Consider the following 24,739-nt stretch of genomic DNA (forward strand, 5'->3'; position numbering starts at 1 on the left):
AGTAAGCAAAAATAAAAATAAGGTGAGCATTTTATTTATTAAATGCTTTTTTGTGAGCAACTTTAGTGGTAGGCTTAGTCTTATTCTTGCTCAGGATTAAAAAATGTCGCAAAAAAAGAGCGTAATTTTCAAAAATCTGCTGCCTGTGATTAAACAGTATCAGCAGTTAGGATTTACGCATGAAAAAATTGTTGCTTCACTTAGAGATGAGCATAATCTTGATCTGGTAACAACTGAGACATTTAAAAGTTATTTATACCGTTATGCAAAAGTGACCTCCACTCTTTCAGAGAACATCAAAATGCCGAACAACTTTCACACCCCTCGCGAAATAAAAAAATCGTCTAAGCTCGAGCATGTATGCTACGACATTCGCGGACCTGTGTTGCGAGCGGCCAACGAGATGGAAGAGGCTGGTCATAAGATTATTAAGCTGAACATCGGCAACCCTGCTCCATTTGGCTTCGAAGCTCCGCAAGAAATTATTAATGATGTGGCTTTAAACCTGCCAAATGCGATTGGCTATACAGATTCAAAAGGTATCTTCCCTGCCCGCAAAGCGATCTGTCAGTATTATCAGCAAAAAGGCATTTTAGATATGCACGTCAATGACGTCTATGTCGGCAATGGCGTATCTGAATTGATCGTTATGGCTATGCAAGGCCTGCTGGATGACGGCGACGAAATGCTGGTGCCAATGCCCGACTATCCGCTATGGACTGCGGCTGTAAACCTGTCTGGCGGGACAGCTATTCACTACAAATGCGATGAAGAAAACTTCTGGTATCCAGACATTGCAGATATGGAAAGCAAAATCACGCCAAACACCCGCGGTATTGTGGTCATTAACCCCAATAACCCGACTGGTGCGGTTTACCCTCGCCATGTGCTTGAACAAATCGTTGCACTGGCAAAAAAATATGACCTGATTTTATTTGCCGACGAAATTTACGACAAAATCGTTTATGACGGCATTGAACATGTTGCAGTTGCTGCACTTGCGGGTGATCAACTTTGCATTTCATTCAATGGTTTATCTAAAGCATATCGTATTGCAGGCTACCGTTCAGGCTGGATGGCTATTACTGGCGATAAATCACGCGCGATGGATTACATTGAAGGTTTAGATATGCTCGCGTCTATGCGCCTATGTGCAAACCATCAAGCGCAGTACGCGATTCAAACAGCATTAGGCGGCTACCAGTCTATTAATGACCTCATCCGTCCAGGCGGCCGTTTATATGAACAGCGCAACATTGCTTGGGAAATGCTGAATGAAATTCCAGGCGTGTCTTGTGTAAAACCTGAAGGTGCAATGTACTGCTTCCCTAAATTGGATCCGGAAGTTTATCCAATTCAGGATGATGAACAATTCATGCTGGACTTCTTAAAAGCAGAAAAAGTTTTATTGGTACAAGGAACAGGCTTTAACTGGCCAACTCCAGATCATTTCCGCGTGGTGTTCTTGCCAGCAGAAAATGAATTGCGCGAAGCCATTACACGCTTAGGCCGATTCTTAGCAAAAATGCGTTAATTCTTTTCAAGAAAAAAAGGCACTCCATAGAGTGCCTTTTTTTATTTTCCAAAAGCTGAATATCATTATTTGCCTAGACTATAAATTTGAATGATTAATTAAAGTTTCACATTTTATAATCAATATTGGCAATTCTCCTTCCTTTATATTAAGTTAAATCTGGTACAAAAAATGCTTAAAACCAGAACAATGATTGAAAAGGATAATCGATGAAAAAGACAGTTACAGCGCTCGCCCTTTCCATTGGCATGCTTTTGCCGCTTTCAACTTTTGCTAAAAACAATGTCGTTGTTGTCGCCACAGGCGGCACAATTGCCGGTGCTGGCGCAAGCTCCACCAACAGCGCCACCTATACAGCAGCGAAAGTCCCTGTAGATGATCTGCTGAATGCTGTGCCTCAAATTCAAAATTTAGCCAATGTAACAGGCGTTCAGGCACTGCAAATTGCGTCAGAAAGTATTACGGACAAAGAGCTTTTAACCATTGCACGTAAAGTGAATGAATTAGTTAAAAAATCAGATGTTAATGGTGTGGTCATCACACATGGCACAGACACTCTGGAAGAAACTGCTTATTTTCTAAGTCTAACTGTACATACCGATAAACCGATTGTGGTTGTAGGCTCTATGCGCCCGCCTTCAGCGCTTTCTGCCGATGGTCCCTTGAACTTATATAGTGCTGTTGCGCTTGCAGCAGCAGACAGTGCAAAAGGCAAAGGCGTTTTTGTGCTGATGAATGACGATATTTTTGCCGCACGTGACGTTAGCAAAACCATCAACATTCATACCAATGCCTTTGTCAGCCAATGGGGCGCTTTAGGCACATTGGTTGAAGGCAAACCGTATTGGTTCAGAAATGTTGCTAAACGTTTTAACAACAGCTCCGAATTTAATATTGAAAATATAAAAGGCGATGCCTTGCCGCTGGTTCAAATTGTGTATGGTTCAGGCAATATGTTGCCAGATGCATATTTGGCCTACGCAAAAGCAGGTGCTAAAGCGATTATCAATGCAGGGACGGGCAATGGTTCAGTTCCCAATTACATCGTACCGACACTGAATGAACTGCAGAAACAAGGGGTACAAATTATCCGCTCATCACGTGTGCCGCAAGGCTTTATATTACGTAATGCAGAACAGCCAGATGATAAATACGGCTGGGTGGTCGCGCATGATTTAAACCCGCAAAAAGCAAAACTTTTAACAGCCTTAGCTTTAACAAAAACCAAAGATGCAAAAGAAATTCAGCGTATATTTTGGGAATATTGATCTTTATTTAACTGAATAGCACTTTTAACAACGCTATTCGCAATAAATCATTTTAAGTAGTTCAAAAAAATGCAGGCGCCAAATCCCTTGGCGCCTGCATTTTTTATAGCTTTTGCTATGGTTTGATTTCACTGGCTATACTTTTTCCATTCCACGTTCCATATAGTTCAGTGCACTACAATTTTAAAAAATTTGATTCAAACTTAAGATATTCAATTAAATGGATGCCTTCATCCTCCAAAGCACACTTTTTTTAACGCTGTTGCTGATTGCGTTGGTGTTGTTGGTTGGGTTGCTGTTTTTCAGACTTCTGATTTTGTTGGTTCTGGTCTTGCTGCTGTTGCTGTTGTTGTTGCTGATCTTGCTTATTCGGCTGTTGTTGATTCGGGTTTTGCTGCTGCTGTTGATGACTAGCCATGACATGTAACTCCTATTCAATTTAGTTCATCGTACTAAGACGATAGGTTTACTTTAGCCCAGTTCCCTGTCTTTCCAAGCTTTGAGCTGTTTCAAATTGCGTCAATGTAATTACATTGCAAATAAATTGAATAAATTCAGGTACCCATTTTTTGACAGACTTACTGAAATAACGCTTAAGTCCCATATGCAAACCTAAGGATACAAAACCTTAAGCTGGCTGAAACATTTGATGGCAAGCATCAATCTCTATCCAAATTCAATCGCTTAAGCATAAAAACAGTAGTACAAATAAAGTAAAACCCGCTATGCAGCAGGTTTTTCGCTTAGAACTCAAGATTTGTAATGACGAAGCTTAAACCTAAAACACTCAAGCTTGGTTTTAAATCATTCAGTTTCGTCTAAAAATTGCGATTTAGTGTTTGTCTGCTGTTTTGTAGGCCTCTTGCGCTATTGCCAAGCTTTTCTTTTTACCTTCTACAGTATCGGATATTTCATTGCTTGTACCGTTTGCGGCTTTTTGCTTCGGAGCTGGAACACTGTAATTTCTTGGGCGCTGTTCACGCTGAAATTGCACATCTGCTGTTCCAACTGGACAGGGTTTCGCCTGATAGACTATGGAGCCTTTGACATTGCACTTATATACAGCGCCTGCCTGAGCAAAGCACGGAACCCCAAGTATTAGAATTGCTAAGCAATGATATTTCATTATTATCCCCTTATTATTTGTGAATAAAATAGCATCAATCCATGTAAATCACTAGATTTGAATACATAAAAGCCCGCAATATTGCGGGCTTTCAAAACAAGATTGATAACTCAATCGTCCATATGTTCAATAATCGCCTGACCAAATTCCGAACAGCGCAGCAATTTTGCGCCTTCCATTAAGCGTTCAAAATCATAGGTCACTGTTTTAGCAGCAATAGCGCCAGAAATACCCTTAATGATGAAGTCAGCAGCTTCTATCCAGTCCATATCGCGCAGCATCATTTCTGCTGACAAAATAATAGACCCAGGGTTTACTTTGTCCTGCCCTGCATATTTCGGCGCAGTACCGTGTGTTGCCTCATAGACCTGAACCGCACCGCCAATATTCGCTCCGGGCGCAATGCCAATGCCGCCAACTTCTGCTGCCAAAGCATCTGAAATATAGTCACCGTTCAAATTGAGCGTGGCAATCACAGAATAATCTGTAGGACGCATCAGAATCTGCTGCAGGAATGCATCTGCAATGACATCTTTAATCACAATATCTTTGCCGGTTTTAGGATTCTTAATTTTAACCCATGGCCCGCCGTCTATCAGCACACCGCCAAAACGCTCCACAGCAAGTTCATAACCCCACTCTTTAAATGCGCCTTCGGTATATTTCATGATATTGCCTTTGTGCACCAGTGTCACTGAGGGCTTATCGTTATCAATGGCAAATTGAATGGCCTTACGAACCAAACGCTGCGTGCCTTCTTTAGAAACGGGTTTAATGCCAATCCCGCAATTTTCTTCAAAGCGGATTTTGCTTACACCCATTTCTTCTTTTAAAAATTTGATCACTTTTTTGGCTTCTGGCGAATCAGCCTGCCATTCAATTCCTGCATAAATATCTTCAGAATTTTCACGGAAAATCACCATATCCGTATGCTCAGGATGCTGCACAGGTGAAGGCACACCTTTAAACCAGCGCACAGGACGCACGCAGACATATAAATCCAACTCTTGGCGCAGCGCTACATTGAGCGAACGGATGCCGCCGCCCACAGGTGTCGTTAACGGTCCTTTAATTGACACGACATATTCACGCAGCGCTTCCAAAGTTTCGTCTGGCATATATGTGCCGTAAATTTTATTGGCTTTTTCACCGCAATAGACTTCCATCCACTCAATAGAGCGTTTGCCGCCATAGGCTTTTTGCACAGCAGCATCGACCACAGCTTTCATGACTGGCGTGATGTCTACACCTATGCCGTCGCCTTCAACAAAAGGAATAATGGGCTGATTAGGCACATTTAAAGATAAATCTGAATTTACGGTAATTTTGCTGCCGTCCACTGGCACAATGATTTTTTGATGGCCCATTCTGTCTGTTCTCCTTATTATTCATCTGGCAATTTAAAAAATATTTGCCAATTCGCAATACTTTCAATCGCACTTCACGCATAATAGATTAATCGAATTCAAACATCTTTGAGATTTATAAGGGAAATAACTCTATTTTTCGCTTAAATAAAACTCGATGTTTCTTTTATTTATATTAGTGTAGAAGCCATTTCTTATGAAAATCGTCATTTTAAATAAGCCTTATGACGTGCTCTCCCAATTCCGTAAAGACGAAGCGCACTTGACCATGTCCGACTTCGTAGACGATCCAACTTTGCGTTTGGCTGGCCGTCTAGATATGGACTCTGAAGGTTTGGTCTTTTTGACTGACCACGGCGGTCTAAATCAATACATCACAAACCCTGCCAACAAAAAGTTCAAAACGTATGTCGTACAAGTTGAAGGTGATGTTACTGAAGAAGCGCTTGAACAACTGCGCAAAGGCGTAGAATTGAAAGACGGCATGACCTTGCCTGCAAAAGCTTCAAAAATTGAAGAGCCAGCATGGTTATGGGAACGAGATCCTCCTGTACGTTTCCGTGCGTCTGTACCTACCTCTTGGGTTGAGATTCAGATTTGTGAAGGCCGTAACCGTCAAGTACGCCGCATGACTGCAGCAGTGGGCTTCCCTACACTGCGTTTGATCCGTACTCAAATTGGCGCGATCAGCATTGTGCAAATGGAATTAAAACCGGGTGAAACGAAAGAGATTGAGCCGCTGCTGTACCCTGACTTCCAAAACCTGCCTGCTGAAGAACCTTACCGTTCACGTTCTTATGTGAAAAAACCGGGCGGTACAGGCGGTAAGCCAATGGTACGTAAGAACAAAGATGGTTCTGTGAAGAAAACATCAGGTACGAAGCGTATTTGGCAAATGGATGATAGCGAAAAACCAAAACGCCGTACCAATGGTACGACTCGTCCAAATACTAAAGCGCCACGTGGCCGCGGGCGTAATGGTCGTTAAGTTAGATTCTTAAAAATTTGTTTAAAAATTAAAGCTCACATATGTGGGCTTTAATTTACTATTAAACTCGTTGATATATAACACTCTTCTTTACGATCTGAATCTTCTAACTCAGTTTGCATATACACTTCAAAGTTTAAAATCATATGTTCAGCATGTACATTTTCAAAATCTAAAGTAATTTCAGCAATCATCGTTTGCTGAGTGTCATTAACATCTAAATCTAATTCATATAAATCAATTTCAACTAATACTTCGCCTTTTATATCTAATTGATCTAAAAAGTAAATAGCTTGCTGTCTACTATTACGAATATATAGTTTGTTTGCAGCACCACCTAAATTCATAAGTTTAAATTTTACTTGAATCATAAACCCAACAGATTCAAAACAATAACCACCTTTACTTAAATATTGAAAAATAGCGTCTTTTATGATTAAAATTGGCTTAACAGCATTATTCAATGCATCAAAATGCTTATTTTGAATTAATGCTAATTCTTTTTGTTGCTCAACACTTCCCTTCATCTCATCAATTCGCAATTGAAGCGCCCTTTCTTGCTGCTCCAACGCTTTGGTATTTAGATCAAGCTGTTTACCTTGCTGGACATAACCCAAAATCAGCCAGAAGAAAGCAATAGGCGCAAAAATGCCTGCAAGAGCATCACCAAATTCATTTAAAGATGATGGCGATTTTAGACCTGCAAAAAACCAAATAATAATAATTACAGTCAACCAAATGCCTGTAATAGCAATACCCCAATTTAATTTTTTTTGATTCATCAATTCATTCTTCTATGTTTAACTTTGTGTAGCTGTATTTTAAATGAAATTCCCTCTCCTCGTAGGAGAGGGTTAGGGAGAGGTTTTAAAACATCAATACCTCTAAATAAAAACCCATACTTAAGTATGGGTTTTACCTGAAATTTACAGGTATTTCAAATTAAGAAAATAACTCTACTTGCTCTTCCTGACGGCGCATAATCACTTCACCATTACGCACACTTAGCACCGCTTTGGCTTGATTCGCCACAACATCATAATCATTCTGCCCCGGTAAAATAATAAAACTTGCAGGACGGCCAACTTCTATCCCGTATTGATCACCTAAGCACAGTGTTTTCGCAGAATTGTCTGATACAAAGTCTAAGCAGCGCTGCAAATCTTCATAGCCCAGCATATGGCATATATGCAGACCCGCATCCAAAATGCGCAGAATATTGCCATTACCCACTGGGTACCACGGGTCACGGATTGAATCCTGAGCAAAACTGATATTCATGCCAGCACGGTCAATTTCTGCAACACGGGTTAATCCACGGCGTTTAGGATAAGTATCAAAACGGCCCTGCAAATGAATACTTTCGGTTGGGCAGGAAATAAAATTAATCTTTGAACGTTTCAATAAACGGAACAGCTTATAGCAGTAGGCATTATCATAAGAACCCATTGCTGTGGTATGGCTTGCTGTGACACGCTGCCCCATGCCGCGCACCTGTGCTTCATCGGCGAGAACTTCTAAAAAGCGCGATGCCGGATCATCAATTTCATCGCAATGCACATCCACCAAGCGGTCATATTTTTCAGCCAAATCCATCAAAAAATGTACTGAGCTCACCCCTTTTTCGCGGGTGTATTCAAAGTGCGGAATACCGCCAACGACATCTGCACCCAGCTTGACTGCTTCTTCCATCAAACCGCGGCCATTTTTATAAGATTCAATTCCTTCTTGCGGAAAGGCCACAATCTGCAGATTGACTTTATGTTTAATTTCTTCTTTCACTTCAAGCATGGCATGCAACGCAGTGAGCGTGGGATCTGTGACATCCACATGAGTACGCACATGCTGTATGCCATGCGCCACCAGCATATCCACGGTTTTTTTAGCACGCAGTTTTGTATCTTCAAAAGTAATGGTTTCTTTACGCTGTCCCCAGCGCTCGATACCTTCAAACAGCGTACCCGACATATTCCATTCCGGCTCCCCTGCTGTCAGTACGGCATCAAGGTGAATATGCGAATCGATCATTGGCGCCATAAGCAGTTGCTGTTTGGCATCAATTACCTTAGAGGTCTCACTTTGCGGCGCATCGCTTGACAATAGGCTATTTTGCAGCTCTATATGGTCAAATTTTCCATTGCTATAAGCGACTGTATACAGTCCCTCTTTATGGCGTAGTTTTGCATTAATCACTTTCGTGCTTGCTGTATTCATTTCTGTATTTCCTATTTCAATCTATATAAATTAGTGGGTCATGTGCCAAATCAGCAATGCAACGGATGCATTCAGCCGAAAATTGGCATGGCTAATGACCTGACCTGTTAAGCTTTCAATTTTTTGAATGCGCTGATTTAAAGTATTGCGGTGAATGCCTAAACGCTGCGCCGATGCCGCCAAGTTGCCGTTTTCTTTTAATACGGCATCCAGCGTTTCCAGCAGCAGATAAGGATGCTTTTTATCACTCAGCAACAACATGCCGACGGTTTCCTGCATAAACTGCTGAATCACGGTTTTATTTGGAATGGCTTTCAGCAGCTTGAGAATGCCCAAATCTCTGTACAGGCAAACACCATTTTCCGCCTGCACATCCAAGGCAATATCCTGCGCCTGTGAGGCTTCCCAAAAACCGCGCTGAAAAGCTACGGCGGAATTCACCTCATTAGACAGTCCTGCAAAGATTTTTAACTCAGCATCTAAAGTGTTCATGTGTTCAATGAGGCTGGATAATGCTTTCATCCAATCTTCAAGGCTGTACTGATCTAAACTCAGCACTGCGGTAAATTGATCGCCTTGACGGATAACTGGAAAAACCTGCTGATGCTGCTTGCACCAGTTGTCTAGCAGTTCATAACATTGCTGCTTCAGCTGGTACAGCTGTGATTCCTGAGATTTTTCACTGCATTGAAACAAAGCCTGCATATTGCTCAGCTTGAATACCGCGATGGCATGATTGCCCAAGACGGGCAGATCCAAATGTTTGGCTCTCAGCTGTATGGTTTCTAAAGAGGGATAATCTCCCATCAATAGCTGTGTCAGCACATCCTGTGCAGATTTTTTCACTTGTGAAAGCTGAACCAAGCGTGTGCCAATGATGTGCGTGACTTCAATCATTTTCAGACTGTAAGGATGCTCAATTAAAGGCAGCTGCAATTCTTCTGCGCGCTGAATCACGCTAGGCGGAATGTCATGAATATATTTTTCACCTGTCATGACCACCAAGCCAGAAACATTGCGCAGTGAAGCCTGCTCCAGCAAGGCCAGCAGGTTGTTTTCATCCCTTACATAATTAATGCCTGTGACAAAAACCAGCTCACCGCCTTCAATCCAGTCTGCAATGCCTTCATTTTCCGCCACATAAAACCAGCGGACGGTTTTATGCACATTGCGCTGCCCTGCCCGCAGTTTCATTTCATACAGGGCTGGCAGATCAAGCACATCTTGCACGCTCATGCTCATGGCTTACTCCGCCGCCTGCTGTAATACAGCCTGCTTGACTGGAAAGAGCGCATTCAGTACGGAATAGCAGGTAAATGCCACAGCAATTCCGACAATTGGCGCAATCCATGGCGATGTATACGCGCAAACTGCCCCCAAGGTATAAGCGATTAAACCTACCCAATTAAAATTCGGCAATTGCGCATCGGCCAAGCGCGGATACTGCCCTTTATAGCGCACCCAATAGTCCGCCATAATCACGCCACCCACAGGCGGAATAATTGCACCCAGCAGCAGTAAAAATGGAATCAGCAGCTCATACATACCCAAAACTGCCAGAATAATGCCAATCACCGCAGAAATGATCACCATAGTTTTACGGCGCTCACTGCGAACCAAGTGGCAGGCCGCTGCAGAAACGTTATAGATGGTAGGCCCTTGAATCGTCCATAAATTCAGGCACAGCATAATAATGGCTGCGACGGACAGGCCTTGAAGTATCAATACTTCCACAATATCTGATTGCTGATAAACAACGGCCATCCACGCGCCTGCCAACACCATCAAGCCATTGCCAATGACAAAACTGATTAGGCAAGCCCAGATGGCTATGCGGCTGCTTTTTGCCATACGTGTCCAATTGGTAATTTGCGTTGCACCGCTGGCAAAAGTACCAAAGACCATGGTGATTGCAGTGGCATAGGTCAAGCTTTCTGTTGGCTTAACACTGTTTAAACCTACCCAGCCGCCAATTTCTTTGGTCGCCAAATAAATTGAACCCAGCAATAAAAGGAACATTAAGGGAATAGATACTCGGGAAAGATATTCCAAACCTTTAAAGCCAATGAGTGCGGTAATGGAAAAGCCCAAACCAAACAGCACCATCAATGGGATATTCCAAGCTTCAGGCAGATGAATAATTTTGGCTAAGGAAATGGCTAACGTTGCTGTTCCCCATGCAAACCAGCCCAGCTCTGCAAAACCCAATAAAAAGTCGGATAATTTACTGCCTAAATTGCCAAAGCAGAAACGCCCCATAAGTACGGTATTCAAGCCGCTGCGTGCAGAAATTAGACCCAGTGATGCGGCATACAGCGCCAGCAGTAAATTGCCAATGGCGGTTATCCATAAGATATCGATAAATTCAAAGGCCACGCCAATTTTGCCGCCAGCAAACATGGTTCCAGTAAAAAATGTAAAACTGAACAGCACCAAAGCGATAGGCAAGAACCCTTTCCGCTGCGTTTCCGGTGTTTCGGCCAGCGGGCTTTCATCATGTTCATTCATAAGCGCACCCTGCAAATAATTCATTAAGGAATACGCCTCAATTGCAAGAGCTGTGCCTAGTTTAATTATTCTTAAATTGCATTATTTTTCTTCTATTATATGTGCACTATGCATATATTTTTTATATTTAACTTCATTCTATCGCCATAAAACTGTGCATGAAAATCAAGCAATGCACCCAATGCTGTGCAAAAAAAAGGATGCCTAAGCATCCTTTTTCTCAATTATTCAGGTATAGCTTAAATTAGGCTTTCAACCATTTTTCAGCTTTAGCTTGATCTTCCACTTTCAGCTCCACTTCAGTCAAATCTGAGCCTGCAGCTTTAAGGTCAAAACTCATCAATTCATCACGGCGGAATGCCAGCACTGTATAACTGCCATCTTGCTTGGCATATTTTTCTGCCAATTTAACTGTCGCTTTTAAACCATCAATCGCAATAATCACATCATTCGCAGACAATCCAGCTTTTGCTGCGGCGCCATCACGGCGGGTAGATTGCACTAGAACGCCTTCTGGCGTGTCGGCCAATTTCAAGCCAAATGGCAATGATTTGTCATTTTTTAGAATATAACTTAAGCCAAACTCTGGGAACAGCTGATCCAGCGGCAATTCATCAGTGGTATTAATCAAGTGATTGATTTGCTCTAACCAATCATCACCCGTCAATTCATTGCATAAATTGAAAATTGTACGCTCATTGACTTGAATCCCATTTTGCGCATTTTCATACAGCTTACGCATTAAGGCATCAAGGCTAGAACCGCGCAGGCGTAAGCCTAGGTCTAAACACAATGCAACTAAACAGCCTTTGTTATAGTAGCTCGTACCTGCATTATTTGAGTTTTCATCCTGACGGTAGAACTTCACCCATGCATCAAAACTTGATTCAGAGACAGACTGCACAAAACGCCCAGGATTTTGCAAATAGCGGTCAATCTGCGCTTTCAGCAACGCAAGATAAGAGCCCTGATTAATCACGCCGCTGCGCAGCAAGATCAAATCATCGTAATACGATGTGAATCCTTCAAAGATCCAAAGCAAGGAAGTATAGCCTTCTTTGTTCAGATCATAATTTACAAAGTTTTCTGGGCGGATAAATTTCACTAACCATGAATGGAAATATTCGTGGCTGCAAAGACCTAAGAAACGCTGATAATCCTTAGACGGCTCTTCTGGCTCATCTGCTTTCGGCAAGTCATCACGCGGTGTGATCAAGCTGGTGCTGTTTGGATGTTCCAAACCGCCATAGCTGCTGCCTGTCGCCATGGTCATGAAGGTATAGCCTTTGAATGGCGCCGAACCAAACATTGAAATTTCAGTACTGCAGATTTTTTCAATGTCCTGCTGCATGCGCTGCGCATTCATCGCGTGTTTGCCTGACAGCACAAATTCATGCGGAATGCCGTTGGCTTCAAAACTGAAACGGCTTTGATCCGCCAGCTCAAACGGTGAATCAATCAGCTGTGCATAGTTATCCGCATATAGAGTATAGCGGCCTTTCACTAAGCTTTTCACAGTCAAGCCCGTCGCGATTTGGAAATGCTTCAATTCATCTGGAAGGAAAACTTCAACTTCAATTTCTTTATCTTCCTGACCCGCCAAACCCAAACATGCGCAGGCTGGATTGACATATAAACGGCTTTGATCGACATAAGCGCCGCGTACAGACAAATCATAGGCATAAACATCATATTCAACCGTAATCAGTTCATGATCGGTATTGAATAATCGCCATTTATTCTTTTCAAACTTATCAATCTGCAAAAGGCGGCCATCTTCATCGTAGGCGCGCACAGCTTCAATATGCTTAGAAAATTCACGAATTAAATAGCTTCCAGGAATCCAAGCAGGAAGTGAAAGTACTTGCGTAGGGTCTGCTAGGAAGCGCGCAGTGACATGAATAAGGTGCTGACGATAATCGTCAAATTCGATTTGATAATGCAGCATAATGGGCAATACAAAATAAAAAAAGGTAACTTGACAATAAGCTTAACATTTTTTGACTGAACGATGCAGAGCTGCTGCAATTGTCTTCAATTTTCACTAGCTATCAGAAAAAAAAAGGCATAGCATTCTTTAAATTTTTCGTACTTTCAGCCTAGGGATGGCTCTTAAGGAACTTCATTGAAACACGTGATCTACTTTATCGTGGCGCTATGCGCTTTATGTTCCACGATAGCAAACGCTGCACTGCTCAACATCAATCCAGAAACTGTAGAAGCTGAAGCTTGGACCATTCTAGATCCGCAATCTGGACAGGTCATCGCTGAACATAATAGCCATGTACAGCGCGCACCCGCTTCTCTAACAAAAATGATGGTGGCCTATATTGCTTTAAAGGAAATACAAGCAGGCCGTTTAGATAAAAATGAAGTTCTAACTGCAACCCCAGTGGTCAACATCGTCCAATGGGATGAATCACAAATGTACCTCAAGCAAGGTGAACAAATTACCGTTGATCACTTGCTGGCTGGCCTGATTGTCATGTCTGCCAATGATGCTGCGGTCACACTGGCTGAAAAAATTTCTGGCGGCATTCCTCAGTTTGTAGAACGCATGAATAAAGAAGCCAAAGCGCTGGGCATGCAAGATACACATTTCCAAAATCCAGCAGGCATTACTATGCCTGAGCATTATTCATCAGCAGCGGACTTGTCCCGTTTAGGCCGTGCGCTGGTTCAGGAAACGCCGGATTATCTTACTTATTCCAAACAAACCAGCTTCAGCTACAATAAGCACTTTCACCGTGCAACCAATATATTGCTGAAACAGGACCCTTCTGTAGACGGTTTAAAAACGGGCTATACCAAAGCGGCAGGTTTTAACCTCGCCCTGACTGCAAAACGCCCTACTGGCCTGTACAATCAAGATGACCGCCGCTTAATCGTGGTGGTGATGGGTGCAAAAAGCGGTGTGAAGCGCGCAGAAGTTGCACATAAACTCATGAATCTGGCTTATGCCTACACCCGCAATGAAGTCGCGATTAAAGACAAACAGCTGATTGCAGAACTACCTGTCATTAAATCAACACTCAAAATGTTCAAGGTGGAAACCAAAGCGCCGCAAATCATTACCACTTCGCTGTTTGATCCAGCTCAAACTATTGATATGAATACTTTTGATCAGCCGCATCAGCGCATTATGCTCAATACAGGCGATGGCATGATTCACAGTATTGAACCGCTGCAGCAGACAGAGACACGCATGAAAGTGGAAGTGAATGAAAAACTGCTGACTGCACCTTTAACTCAGGTCATGAATTTGGTCACAGTCAATGTGTATCAAAATGACCAGCTCATCAACAGCATCAATTTAGAAGATGATGTGAATATTGAAGAAGCCAATGTATTGCAGCGTTTTTTTTACTGGGTTAAAAGCTTGTTCGGTCTGCTTTCTTCCGATGCAGGTGCTGTAAAAACTTATCCTTTAAATTAAACATTTACTGAAGCGCATGAAATGCATGCGTTTCCTTGCGATGACATTGTGTAACTTGTAAGACAATGTATTCATCGCACTCAAAAGAAGATGGCATACTCCTGCCATCTTCTTTTTTTACAACAAAAAATAGGCAATTTCATGACTCAGCATAAAAAGAGTGAAATGCACAGAATTGTCATCGTCGGCGGCGGTGCAGGCGGTTTAGAGCTGGTTACACAACTCGGCGACAGCCTTGGCAAGTCAGGCAAAGCGCAGATTACTTTAGTGGATATGAAACTGAATCATGTCTGGAAACCCCTGCTTCACGAAATTGCGGCCGGCACCATGAATATTCATGACGAAGCGACCAATTATTATGCCCATGCAGCCAAGCATCATTATGAATTTGTTTTAGGCTGTTTGGAAAATGTCATTGCTGCCGAAAAAAAAATCTTGATCAGTAAAACACAATTGAGTAAATACAATACTGGCGCAGAAACCTTCGAATTGGAGTACGACACGCTTATTTTAGCCGTTGGATCAGTTTCTAATGATTTTAACACAGCAGGTGTTGTTGAACATTGCCACTACCTGGACAGTCTTCAGCAGGCTGAGGTTTTTCAGCAAGATCTGCTGCATCTGTATTTAGATGCGCAAAACAGCAAGGAGCAGCGCCAGCTGAATATCGGCATTATTGGTGCAGGGGCGACAGGCGTAGAGCTTGCCGCAGAGCTGACTGAAGCCAAACAGAATTTCAATAAATATGGCTTAAACAAATTACAGCAGCAAAATGTAAAAATCACATTAATTGAAGGCGCTGAACGCATCCTGCCCGCTTTGCCTGAAAATGTTGCTGAACATGCGCATCGCCAGCTCGAACAAATGAATATTAATGTTTTAACAGCTCAGCGTGTGGAAAAAGTGGATGCGGATAAAATCTATTTTAATGACGGCAGCAGCATTGATGCGGAACTCAAAGTTTGGGCAGCTGGCATTAAAGTCCCGCCTGTTATCGCTAACTTAGAAGGCTTTGCCAAAGACCGTATGGGACGAGTTGAAGTCTATGCGACACTGCAGACCAAGGCTGATCCCAATATTTTTGCATTTGGTGACTGCGCGCATTGCCAGCCTCGCGCCAACGAACCTGTCCTTGGCCCCCGTGCGCAAGTCGCAAGCCAGCAGGCCGCTTTTTTGGCAGAAGCATTAAAACTACGCTTGCGCGGACAACAGCTGCCGATGTTTGTTTTCTCAGATAAAGGCTCATTGGTCTCATTAAGTAAAAATAAAGCCGTTGGCGAATTATTAGGACAAGTAAACGTGCAAGGTATTGTTGCAAAATCCATGTATGTGTCTTTATACCGTATGCATCAGGCATCAATTTACGGTTATGCACATGCAGGTTTGCTCACTGCCAAGGATTTTGTGAGCAGAAAAATCTCACCTAAAATAAAATTGCATTGAATTTTTGAAATTCATCCCTATTAATGAAACAACCATCATCTATAATATGCTTTGCATTTTTTTAGTAACTATTAGTCTACAAAAATGCAAATTCACTTTATGATGTACCCTTAAAAATTTGAATGGATCAATAACATGACTGCTATTGCAAATAACCTTGTGGTGTCTTTCCACTACACATTGACTAATGCTGAAGGTGAGAAACTTGACCAATCTCAAGGTGAACCACTTGCCTATTTGCACGGTGCAGGCAATATCATCCCTGGCCTAGAAAAAGCATTATTGGGCAAAACTGTTGGTGAAAAATTCACTGTAACTGTTCCTGCTGCTGAAGGTTATGGCGAATATAACCCAGACCTAGTTCAAGAAGTTCCAGCTCAAATGTTCCAAGGCGTAGACAACATCCAAGCTGGCATGCAGTTCCAAGCTCAAACAGATGACGGCGTGCAAATTGTTACTGTTAAAGCTGTGGAAGGCGACAACATTGTTGTTGATGCTAACTTCCCGCTTGCTGGTCAAGATTTGACTTTCGAAGTTGAAATCGTTGAGATCCGTGAACCTTCTCAAGAAGAATTAGATCACGGTCACGTACACGGTGCAGGCGGCCACCACCACTAAGATATTTTGATCTAAAGTGCAAAAAGGCAAAGTTTTACTTTGCCTTTTTTATTTTTTACGTTATTTATAGGAAAGATAAACTTCTTAAATTACTCTAAAAATAATGAAATTATTCACACTGTCATCTCTTTCAATGCTTGCCTTTAGCGCATCATCCTACAGTTTGGCAGCAGATGAAGACTGCGCCATTAATAGAACAAAATGGTCTGCAGGTTTCAATAAAGTCTACCAGCTGGATGAATTTTATGTGTATTACTCTGATCTGCCCAATAATCCCAATACACCAGTAGATACGAGAGATATCAACAAAAATAAAGTGCCTGATGTGATTGAAAATATTGCCATACAAGCACAAGCATCACGCGATGCATTCAGCCTTGCAGGATTACGCCACCCTTTAAAAAGCCCGCGCTATCAGCATGTGAAAGCCATAGCCATATATGTGCAAAAGCTGTCTGGCAATGGTATTGCTTATGAAGTCGCTGCTAAACACAGTGCAATTCCAGCCATTAAAAACATGCCCTGCTCTCTGCCCATGAGCATATCCAATAGCATTCCTGATTTTCCAGGCGCTTACTGGACCACGGTGACACATGAGCTTTTTCATTTATACCAATACGGTTACAGCCAATTTAAAAATAAATGGTATTTGGAAAGTATGGCCAATTGGGCGGAACGCGCCTTGCGAGTCGATATAAATACTCAAACCCAAAGACTGGAAGCATTGCCGCAAAATACAAAACAGCTGCAAAAGCAGATATTTGACAAAGACTATAACCCAATGTGGCGCAGGCTGTTTTATATTGATCAAAGTGATGTCTTAAAACTGCCTGTACAATTAACCTCAAGAAAATACATCAATGGCGAAGCTGTATTTAAAGATCAAGTTTGGTATGGAACGGGTTTCGCGCTTAAATTTTTGCAGGATTTGGAAAGGTCCTCAAATGCCATTAGCAAACAGCTGAAATGGCCTGCTTATGAATGGAAAGAACCTAATCAAAAGCTGAATGAATGGAATTGCACCATTTTCCAGATTTATCAAAAAAACTTGCAAGCCATGCCTGTTGATCTGAAAGAAACCGCCGCAATGAGAAAAATCAGCAAGCGTGAACTCAAACCTTTATGCCAATAATTGTATTTTAGTCAAAAAAAAGCAGGGCCTATGCCCTGCTTTTCTCCACTGCAACCATTATTTGCGCTGATTATAAATCTGCTGCGCGGCAGGCAAGTTTTTACGCATTGCTTCAATACGCTGCGTATTTGAAGGATGCGTTGATAAGAATGACGTGCCGCCTGAACCTTCAAGCTTATTCATTTTTTCCCAAAGTGTGATTGCTGCCTGAGGATTGTAGCCGCCGCGCGCCATCAGCATCAAACCGCCTTGGTCAGCGCGGCTTTCTAAGCTCCGTGAATACGGCAAGCCGATCCCAATTTGACTGCCAAGCTGAGCCGCTGCAGTACCAGTCTGCCCAACACCTGCTGCGCTTAGGCCAATGCCTAAGGCAAGATCAGTCAACGCTTGCGCGCCTACTTTATTCTTAGCGTGCTCTTCTAAAGCATGCACCATTTCATGCCCCATCACTGCTGCAATTTCCGCATCAGTCAAATTCAGCTTATTGACAATACCTGTATAAAATACAACCTTGCCGCCTGGCGCTACATAAGCATTCACCTGATCAGACTTCAACACTGCCAGCTGCCAATTAAACTTCGCGCCTGTTTGGTTCATTTGGTCTGCATATGGCTTCAGTTTGATAAATACAGTGTTGATACGCTTATATGTCGCCGAAGATGTATCTAATGTGTTGTTACTGCGTGCCTCTGTTACTGTTTTATTAAAACCTTGAGTTGCTGATGCATTTAAAGTTGCAGTATCTGCACCAGCCATATCAGCAATGGTGGTACAGCCAGAAAGAGTCACAGCACCTGCTGCGCACAAACTCATCAATATATTTTTATTCATTATTCCAAACTCCAAACCCAAAATTAGCTAACTCGAATGGAGCAATTATATTCTTAAAATTTAGGAGGTTGAATGAAGTTAAAGCATATTATCATAGGATTTATGTAAAATAATTTAACCTATAAACTGAATATACAGCCAGTAAATCAAACAGCCCGCATTTAAAAACAGATAAACCTTGCATAAAGGTTCAACTTTCGCCTCAACCGCCTCGCTTTTCCGCTTAAAAAATAAAAAAGCATTTTGAATAAGGATGAGCGGCACCAAAATACAGGCAATAATGACCGAAAGCCCAATCAATGCGTTATAGATAATTTCTGGATTCTGTGTTTGCGCACGGATAATCATCATGGCAATGGTCGGCGCACCGCCCATTGCAAATAGAAGTGAATAAAAGATTGTTCCAGAAATATATTTCTGCATCCTGCAGCACCTTGTTTAATCTAAACTGCATTTTAGCAATTCCCCTGCGGCTGTACAGCCAGCCTCACTGCAACTTTAGTCTTGAACATGATTAAATCCGCATAAAAAAAGCCCCGCATTTAGCGGAGCTTTTCAGTCATATTTCTGAGCGATTAAGCATCGAAAGGATGACGTAAAACAATTGTTTCATCACGATCTGGACCTGTTGAAACGATATCAATTGGGCATTCAATCAATTGCTCAATACGTTTCACATAGTTAATCGCTGCTTGCGGTAACTGATCCATAGATTTCGCGCCGAAAGTTGACTCAGACCAGCCCGGCATAGTTTCGTAGATTGGCTTTAAAGTTTCAAATGCAAGCGCATCAGAAGAACCCACACAGCCTGAATCTGCAGCTTCATAGCCCACACAGATTTTCACTTCTTCTAAGCCGTCAAGAACGTCTAGCTTAGTTAAGCAAATACCAGAAAGTGAGTTCACTTCTACAGAACGGCGCAGGATTTCAGCATCAAACCAGCCACAGCGGCGCTGACGGCCAGTTGACGCGCCAAATTCTGAACCAATAGTACCCAAGTGTTTACCAATTGCATCACCAACATCGTTAGCTGCATCGTAAACAAGTTCAGTAGGGAAAGGACCAGCACCTACACGAGTCGTGTACGCTTTAGTAATACCCAGTACATAGTCAAGGTGCAAAGGACCAAGGCCTGAACCAGAGCTTACGCCGCCAGCAGTTGTATTTGAAGACGTTACATACGGATATGTACCATGGTCAACGTCAAGAAGTGAACCTTGCGCGCCTTCAAACATGATTTTTTTGCCAGCTTTACGGTAAGCATGAAGTTCACCAGTGACATCAATAACCATTGGTGCAACAACTTTACGCCATTCGTCGCAAAGCGCTAGAACGTCTTCAACTTTAACTGCTTCAACACCGAAGAATTGAGTCAATTGGAAGTTATGGTATTCAAGAAGCTCTTCCAGCTGCGCTTTAAGATGCTCGCCGCCGCGAACCAAGTCAGCTACGCGAATTGCACGGCGTGCAACTTTATCTTCGTACGCAGGGCCAATGCCGCGGCCAGTTGTACCAATTTTCGCATTACCGCGTTTGATCTCACGCGCTTGGTCAAGCGCAATGTGATGCGGCAGAATCAACGGACAGTTTGGAGAAATACGCAGGCGCTCTTTAACAGGCACGCCTTCTTTCTCAAGAATGTCCATCTCTTTAATTAGCGCTTCTGGTGAAAGTACAACACCATTACCAATTAAGCACAGTACGTTTTCACGTAAAATACCAGATGGAATGAGGTGTAATACAGTTTTCTTACCACCAACCACGAGAGTATGACCTGCGTTATGTCCGCCTTGATAACGAACTACCGCAGTCGCTTGATCTGTGAGCAGGTCGACGATCTTGCCTTTACCTTCGTCGCCCCATTGGGTACCAAGTACCACAACATTCTTGCCCATAATAGCCTCATTACATCATGCTGTTAAAATTGAAAGCATCGCCAAATGACATGAACATTTGGCTTTGCCATTAAACTGATTCGATTAAACCGCTTCGACTTTCCACTCGCCTGCTGCATTCACCAGCTGGTGCGTCGCATTCGGCACAGAGTTTAAATCATCATTGCCTAATAACTGAATTACACTTAAGCCTTGTGCACGGACATCTGCAATTGCATCCAGCAATGCTTTGTCTGTGCCTTTAGGCGCAACAACTTTTTGAATTTGTGTGAACTGACCTGCACACAGCGCATATAAGTCACACGAGAAACCTGTCGCTGGACGCGCACGTCCAAAGTGTTCGCCAATCCCGTCATAACGTCCGCCTTGAGCCAGCGGAGCCGCACGGTTTGGTGCATATACGGCATACATCAGACCTGTGTGATAATGGTATGAACGCAATTCTACGACATCAATACCAATCAGCAGGTCTGGCCAGCGCGCTTGAATTTCTGACTGAGTTTGCTTCACAGCATTAAATGCCTGCTTGAACTCAGCATCTGCAAAAATTTCAGCGCTTAAGTTGGCTTGCAGCGCATCTAAATCACTTGAATATCGGCCAAGATTATAAAAATCTGAGCCAAATTTTAATTCTTGTGTAAATTCAGCCAGTTCAGGCAAGGCTTTACGCTGATACAGATCGGAAAGCTGACGTTCTACTGCTTTAGATAAGCCTGCATGTTTCACCAGACTGCGGAACAGTCCTACATGGCCTAAATCTAAATGGATGCCCTCAGACAAACCTGCAGTTTGAATTAAGCTCAGCATAACATCGACCATTTCTACGTCGGCATCAATACTGTCTGAACCAAATAATTCTGCGCCTAGCTGCAATGGAGCGCGTGTAGTGTTAAAACCCTGTGGCTTGGTGTGCAAAACAGTGCCAGCATAGCAATAACGCGCTACGCCTTCGACTGGATGTACATGCGCATCGATACGGGCCACTTGCGGTGTCATATCGGCACGCACACCAAGCAAACGCCCAGAAAGCTGGTCGATCACTTTAAAAGTGGCTAAGTCTAAATCTTGATTCGATTCTGAGAGAGAAGAAAGAGATTCGATGTATTCGATAAATGGCGTGTACACCAGCTGATAACCTCGAGATGCGAGGAAATCTAATGCTTTACGGCGCAAAGCTTCAATTACTTGCGCCTGTTCTGGTAATACATCAGCTACACCATCAGGTAATAACCATGTCTCTGAAATGGGCATGTTGTAAACCTAAATACTTGTCAGCGCGGAAGTAATCCGCATAAAAAAATCGGGAACACACCCGATTTCTCATAGTGTATCACGTTCAATTTAGCCATGCATCAGCCAATTTACGAATTTTTGCTTATTGCCTTAAAACAATATGTTCAGCAATGTGCTACAAATGCGGCTGCGGCATCAATAGCATGCAAAGCTTTCGGGCATAAATTAAACACAGGCATCATACTGCAGAATACAGCGACAAATCATTGAATAAAATCATTTAAAATAATATTTTATTAATTAATTCCAATAAATGAGCATCTTGTACAAACCACAGATTCACATATACTTCTGTTCAATTTAGCATCAACAATAAGTAAAAACCAAAATTGAAAAGATGCTGTATCTGAAGGTTTTATTCTAGGGGAAACTAAATGGAATTGCACAGCAACCTGTATTACCGGCATGCGAATGCTCAAGTCATGTCAAAATTAGACCAATTATTTCAGGAACACCGCGGTGATGCAGATAAATTCATTGCTTTGGCCTGCGGCATCAACCCAGAAAATGGCGCTGAATTAGCCAGAGACATTTTAGATACTGTCGACAATATTGAATTTGATTTAGGCCCGGAACTGCTTTATCCCATTGAAGGCTTTTCAATTGCACATTTTGTACACGGCTCATCTGGCGATGAATTTATAGAAGCAATTTTATTTTTTCTTAAGGCGCTAGTGCCAGATATTCATGTTCAGGCCTGGGGCTGCGGTGATGATGACCCTTGGGAATTTTGGTTCAAATTTGAAGGCGATGAACTTATCAGGGAAGATGATGAACCATTCAATGACCCTGAAGAAGATGAAGAAATCAAAGCGAACATCTACAGCTGGTGGCATGCAGGTTTGCCTGAAAAAATTAAAGAAGGCTTTTTAAACGAAGAAACTGAATAACATACTGGTCAGAAGTGCAGGACCTGCGCTTCTGACCCAATAATTTTGTTAATAACAATGCTCTGTTACAAGATCGGCAGTTCTGTAGTTTGCTTTATTTTTTGCAGCGGAATTTCAGTTTTCACATTTTGAATGCTGCTAATCTTATTTAAGCGATGAATTTGAAATTGCCGATAAGCATCTAAATCTGCCACCATAATGCGCAGGAAAAAATCACAATCACCAGCCATGAGCTGACACTCTACGACTTCATCCAATTGCTGAATGGCATCTACAAAGGCATTCACGGTTTTTTCATCCTGCCCTTTCAGCCAGATTCGCGCAAAGACTGTTAAACCCAAATTCACTTTATGGGGATTCAATAGCGCGACATACTTTTCAATAATGCCGTCATCTTCCAGCTGCTTAACACGGCGTAAACACGGTGATGGAGACAGACCGACCATTTGCGCCAACTCAACATTCTGCAGCTTTCCATTGCGCTGAATCTCACCAAGTATCTTCTTATCTATCTGATCCATTTATTATTGCAGCATCCTATTTCAACTTTATCTTAATTTATAAAATATAATGCCAAAAATACAAGCATATCAGGCAAATTAAATGCCCAATGCCAAATACCTTGCTCTAAAATAATGCCTTCACTATTTTTCGGATTGGCAAAGCTCATGTTAAGTTTTCGGACAGCTGCTGCGGATATTCAAACCACAGATAAATATGCAGAATTTAAACGCGGTCTGAAAACTTCAATCCCCTTGCTGCTGGGCATTATTCCTTTTGCTTTAGTACTTGGCGCTCAAGCCGCGCAAAAAGGATTTTCTACTTTAGAAGTGCCCCTGCTGACAGGATTAAACTTTGCTGGCGGTTCTGAATTTGCCATTTTAGAAGTGTGGACCAATCCGCCCAATATCATCATGCTGGTTTTTATTACCTTTTTGGTCAATAGCCGGCATTTACTGATGGGCGCCAGTTTAGCGCCATATTTACGCCATTTGCCCAATCGGACTGCGTACAGCGCCTTGTTCTTTATGTGTGATGAAAGCTGGGCGCTGAGTCTGGCGGATGCGCAAAAAAAGCAGCATCTTGTAGGCATGCTGCGCGCTTTCAGCATGATGTACTATGCAGGACTATGCTTTGCGCTGTATTTCATGTGGGTGGGGTTTACTTATTTAGGCGCTGCCATAGGCCCTGTGCTAGGTGATGTTCAGCGCTTCGGGTTTGATATGGCCTTTCCCGCAGTATTTTTAGTCCTGCTGCGCAGCATGTGGAAAGGAATTCGCGCCGCGCGCCCTTGGCTGGTCAGCTTAGTCACTGCCGCTTTGGCTTATTTGTATCTTCCATCTGGCTGGTATGTGCCCATAGGTGCAGTCAGCGGCATTGTTTCTGCTTTTTTCCTCATCGGAGATGAGGCATGATTCATACACCGACACTTATTGCCATTTTATTTATTGCAGCCACCACTTACTTAACCCGCATCCTCGGCTACGTACTGCTGAAAAATAAAACGCTCAACAATAAACAGCGGCAGATTTTAGAAGTTGTCCCCGGCTGCGTGCTCATTTCTGTAATTGCACCGTATTTTGTTAAAGATAATCCAGCAGATCTGATTGCTATTGTGATTACCCTGCTGGCAGCTTCACGTTTTTCGCTGCTGCCTACCGTTGCAATCAGCATGGCCTCAGCCGCCTGTTTAAGGCTCGTTCTGGTGTAATTCCAAACTTATCCAAGGCGTTTAAATAGTAGCAATTAGGCGCTTTGCTTAAAAAAAACTATAAAAAAGCCCTTTCATAAAAGGGCCTTTTTATACAATCTAAATATCACTGAAATGAAAAATCTGAAGATCCGCTTAATCTTGCTTAGGCGCCACAACCTTGGCGAGCAAATTTACCAGCTCAGCATTCTGCAGTTCGACCTGCTGCAGTTTATGTGAGGTCTGATCCATCGCCTCTTGCTGAACGTGCATCTTTTTAGCCAAATCCTGCATAATTTCCAGCGTCTTTTTCAGATTGGCTTCCAGATGCACAATTTTTTCTTCCAAATGCAAATTGGCTTGAACTTCTGCGTTGTCATCCTGATTTTTGAATTGCAGCCAAATCAGAAAAATAACAGCCAGCGACAGTAAAAAAATAAATCCCCACAATAAGATCATCAGTTTTGCTCTTTTAATCATTCCTTGTGTGCATCTTACCTATTTTA

General features: G+C 42.6%; 24 protein-coding genes. 10 read left to right on the forward strand and 14 right to left on the reverse strand.

Features of this window, described 5'->3' with window-relative positions; translation table 11 throughout:
• Positions 1-103 precede the first annotated feature (103 nt).
• Positions 104-1,534, forward strand: coding sequence for a pyridoxal phosphate-dependent aminotransferase (locus B9T34_RS00345; protein WP_086211187.1), 1,431 nt, complete (start codon positions 104-106; stop codon positions 1,532-1,534).
• A gap of 209 nt (positions 1,535-1,743) precedes the next feature.
• On the forward strand, positions 1,744-2,802 hold the full coding sequence (locus B9T34_RS00350) for a type II asparaginase (protein WP_086211188.1): 1,059 nt from the start codon (positions 1,744-1,746) through the stop codon (positions 2,800-2,802).
• A gap of 253 nt (positions 2,803-3,055) precedes the next feature.
• Here B9T34_RS00350 and B9T34_RS18785 read toward each other — a convergent pair whose 3' ends face one another.
• The 3 genes from B9T34_RS18785 to icd form a co-directional block, all read right to left on the reverse strand.
• Entirely contained in the window at positions 3,056-3,220 is a 165-nt protein-coding gene (locus tag B9T34_RS18785) for a hypothetical protein (RefSeq protein ID WP_171265087.1), read from the reverse strand.
• 414 nt (positions 3,221-3,634) lie between these two features.
• Positions 3,635-3,928, reverse strand: a complete 294-nt coding sequence (locus B9T34_RS00355; RefSeq protein ID WP_086211189.1) for a hypothetical protein — start codon at positions 3,926-3,928, stop codon at positions 3,635-3,637.
• Positions 3,929-4,038: 110 nt separating this feature from the next.
• Positions 4,039-5,295, reverse strand: coding sequence for an NADP-dependent isocitrate dehydrogenase (gene icd / locus B9T34_RS00360; RefSeq protein WP_086211190.1), 1,257 nt, complete (start codon positions 5,293-5,295; stop codon positions 4,039-4,041).
• Between the two features lie 196 nt (positions 5,296-5,491).
• On the opposite strand from icd, the gene B9T34_RS00365 reads away from it, so the two are divergent.
• Positions 5,492-6,283, forward strand: coding sequence for an rRNA large subunit pseudouridine synthase E (locus tag B9T34_RS00365; RefSeq protein ID WP_086211191.1), 792 nt, complete (start codon positions 5,492-5,494; stop codon positions 6,281-6,283).
• A 50-nt stretch (positions 6,284-6,333) separates the two neighbouring features.
• Here the strand turns inward: B9T34_RS00365 and B9T34_RS18965 are convergent, their stop codons facing one another.
• The 5 genes from B9T34_RS18965 to B9T34_RS00390 form a co-directional block, all read right to left on the reverse strand.
• Positions 6,334-7,065 carry a hypothetical protein gene (locus B9T34_RS18965; RefSeq protein ID WP_228147378.1) on the reverse strand — a complete coding sequence of 244 codons (732 nt, stop codon included), beginning with the start codon at positions 7,063-7,065 and terminating at the stop codon, positions 6,334-6,336.
• Positions 7,066-7,225: 160 nt separating this feature from the next.
• The gene (codA, locus tag B9T34_RS00375) at positions 7,226-8,497 is read right to left on the reverse strand and encodes a cytosine deaminase (protein WP_086211192.1); all 1,272 of its coding nucleotides are present in this window, start codon (positions 8,495-8,497) and stop codon (positions 7,226-7,228) included.
• A gap of 30 nt (positions 8,498-8,527) precedes the next feature.
• Positions 8,528-9,739, reverse strand: coding sequence for a PucR family transcriptional regulator (locus tag B9T34_RS00380; RefSeq protein WP_086211193.1), 1,212 nt, complete (start codon positions 9,737-9,739; stop codon positions 8,528-8,530).
• Positions 9,740-9,742: 3 nt separating this feature from the next.
• Positions 9,743-11,029, reverse strand: a complete 1,287-nt coding sequence (gene codB, locus B9T34_RS00385; RefSeq protein WP_228147379.1) for a cytosine permease — start codon at positions 11,027-11,029, stop codon at positions 9,743-9,745.
• A gap of 220 nt (positions 11,030-11,249) precedes the next feature.
• Positions 11,250-12,953: a M61 family metallopeptidase gene (locus B9T34_RS00390; protein ID WP_086211194.1), complete on the reverse strand. Its 1,704-nt coding sequence runs from the start codon at positions 12,951-12,953 to the stop codon at positions 11,250-11,252.
• 177 nt (positions 12,954-13,130) lie between these two features.
• On the opposite strand from B9T34_RS00390, the gene B9T34_RS00395 reads away from it, so the two are divergent.
• The 4 genes from B9T34_RS00395 to B9T34_RS00410 all read left to right on the forward strand — a co-directional run bounded on the left by B9T34_RS00395 (position 13,131) and on the right by B9T34_RS00410 (position 17,634).
• Complete coding sequence (locus B9T34_RS00395; protein ID WP_086211195.1) at positions 13,131-14,441, forward strand: D-alanyl-D-alanine carboxypeptidase PBP6B; 1,311 nt, start codon at positions 13,131-13,133, stop codon at positions 14,439-14,441.
• 141 nt (positions 14,442-14,582) lie between these two features.
• Positions 14,583-15,884: an NAD(P)/FAD-dependent oxidoreductase gene (locus tag B9T34_RS00400; RefSeq protein WP_086211196.1), complete on the forward strand. Its 1,302-nt coding sequence runs from the start codon at positions 14,583-14,585 to the stop codon at positions 15,882-15,884.
• 135 nt (positions 15,885-16,019) lie between these two features.
• Positions 16,020-16,502 carry an FKBP-type peptidyl-prolyl cis-trans isomerase gene (locus B9T34_RS00405; protein WP_086211197.1) on the forward strand — a complete coding sequence of 161 codons (483 nt, stop codon included), beginning with the start codon at positions 16,020-16,022 and terminating at the stop codon, positions 16,500-16,502.
• Positions 16,503-16,605: 103 nt separating this feature from the next.
• Positions 16,606-17,634 (forward strand): hypothetical protein, encoded by a 1,029-nt coding sequence (locus B9T34_RS00410; protein ID WP_086211198.1) that lies wholly within the window; start codon positions 16,606-16,608, stop codon positions 17,632-17,634.
• Between the two features lie 57 nt (positions 17,635-17,691).
• On the opposite strand, the gene B9T34_RS00415 is transcribed toward B9T34_RS00410, so the two are convergent.
• The 4 genes from B9T34_RS00415 to B9T34_RS00430 all read right to left on the reverse strand — a co-directional run bounded on the left by B9T34_RS00415 (position 17,692) and on the right by B9T34_RS00430 (position 21,611).
• The gene (locus B9T34_RS00415) at positions 17,692-18,465 is read right to left on the reverse strand and encodes a M48 family metallopeptidase (RefSeq protein ID WP_086211199.1); all 774 of its coding nucleotides are present in this window, start codon (positions 18,463-18,465) and stop codon (positions 17,692-17,694) included.
• A gap of 114 nt (positions 18,466-18,579) precedes the next feature.
• The gene (locus tag B9T34_RS00420) at positions 18,580-18,888 is read right to left on the reverse strand and encodes a hypothetical protein (protein ID WP_086211200.1); all 309 of its coding nucleotides are present in this window, start codon (positions 18,886-18,888) and stop codon (positions 18,580-18,582) included.
• A 152-nt stretch (positions 18,889-19,040) separates the two neighbouring features.
• On the reverse strand, positions 19,041-20,360 hold the full coding sequence (locus B9T34_RS00425) for an adenylosuccinate synthase (RefSeq protein ID WP_086211201.1): 1,320 nt from the start codon (positions 20,358-20,360) through the stop codon (positions 19,041-19,043).
• Between the two features lie 84 nt (positions 20,361-20,444).
• Positions 20,445-21,611: an ATP phosphoribosyltransferase regulatory subunit gene (locus tag B9T34_RS00430; RefSeq protein ID WP_086211202.1), complete on the reverse strand. Its 1,167-nt coding sequence runs from the start codon at positions 21,609-21,611 to the stop codon at positions 20,445-20,447.
• Positions 21,612-22,027: 416 nt separating this feature from the next.
• Between B9T34_RS00430 and B9T34_RS00435 the strand changes: the two genes are divergently transcribed.
• Positions 22,028-22,543, forward strand: coding sequence for a hypothetical protein (locus B9T34_RS00435; RefSeq protein WP_086211203.1), 516 nt, complete (start codon positions 22,028-22,030; stop codon positions 22,541-22,543).
• Positions 22,544-22,608: 65 nt separating this feature from the next.
• Here the strand turns inward: B9T34_RS00435 and B9T34_RS00440 are convergent, their stop codons facing one another.
• On the reverse strand, positions 22,609-23,064 hold the full coding sequence (locus tag B9T34_RS00440; RefSeq protein WP_086211204.1) for an Lrp/AsnC family transcriptional regulator: 456 nt from the start codon (positions 23,062-23,064) through the stop codon (positions 22,609-22,611).
• 147 nt (positions 23,065-23,211) lie between these two features.
• Between B9T34_RS00440 and B9T34_RS00445 the strand changes: the two genes are divergently transcribed.
• Positions 23,212-23,958, forward strand: a complete 747-nt coding sequence (locus B9T34_RS00445; protein WP_086211205.1) for an AzlC family ABC transporter permease — start codon at positions 23,212-23,214, stop codon at positions 23,956-23,958.
• Complete coding sequence (locus tag B9T34_RS00450; protein WP_086211206.1) at positions 23,955-24,254, forward strand: AzlD family protein; 300 nt, start codon at positions 23,955-23,957, stop codon at positions 24,252-24,254. Before B9T34_RS00445 ends, B9T34_RS00450 begins: the two co-directional genes overlap by 4 nt.
• Positions 24,255-24,389: 135 nt before the next feature.
• On the opposite strand, the gene B9T34_RS00455 is transcribed toward B9T34_RS00450, so the two are convergent.
• Positions 24,390-24,692: a hypothetical protein gene (locus B9T34_RS00455; protein ID WP_086211631.1), complete on the reverse strand. Its 303-nt coding sequence runs from the start codon at positions 24,690-24,692 to the stop codon at positions 24,390-24,392.
• Positions 24,693-24,739: the final 47 nt, after the last annotated feature.

It is taken from the genome of Acinetobacter sp. ANC 3813, assembly GCF_002135435.1.
Taxonomy (GTDB): Bacteria; Pseudomonadota; Gammaproteobacteria; order Pseudomonadales; family Moraxellaceae; genus Acinetobacter.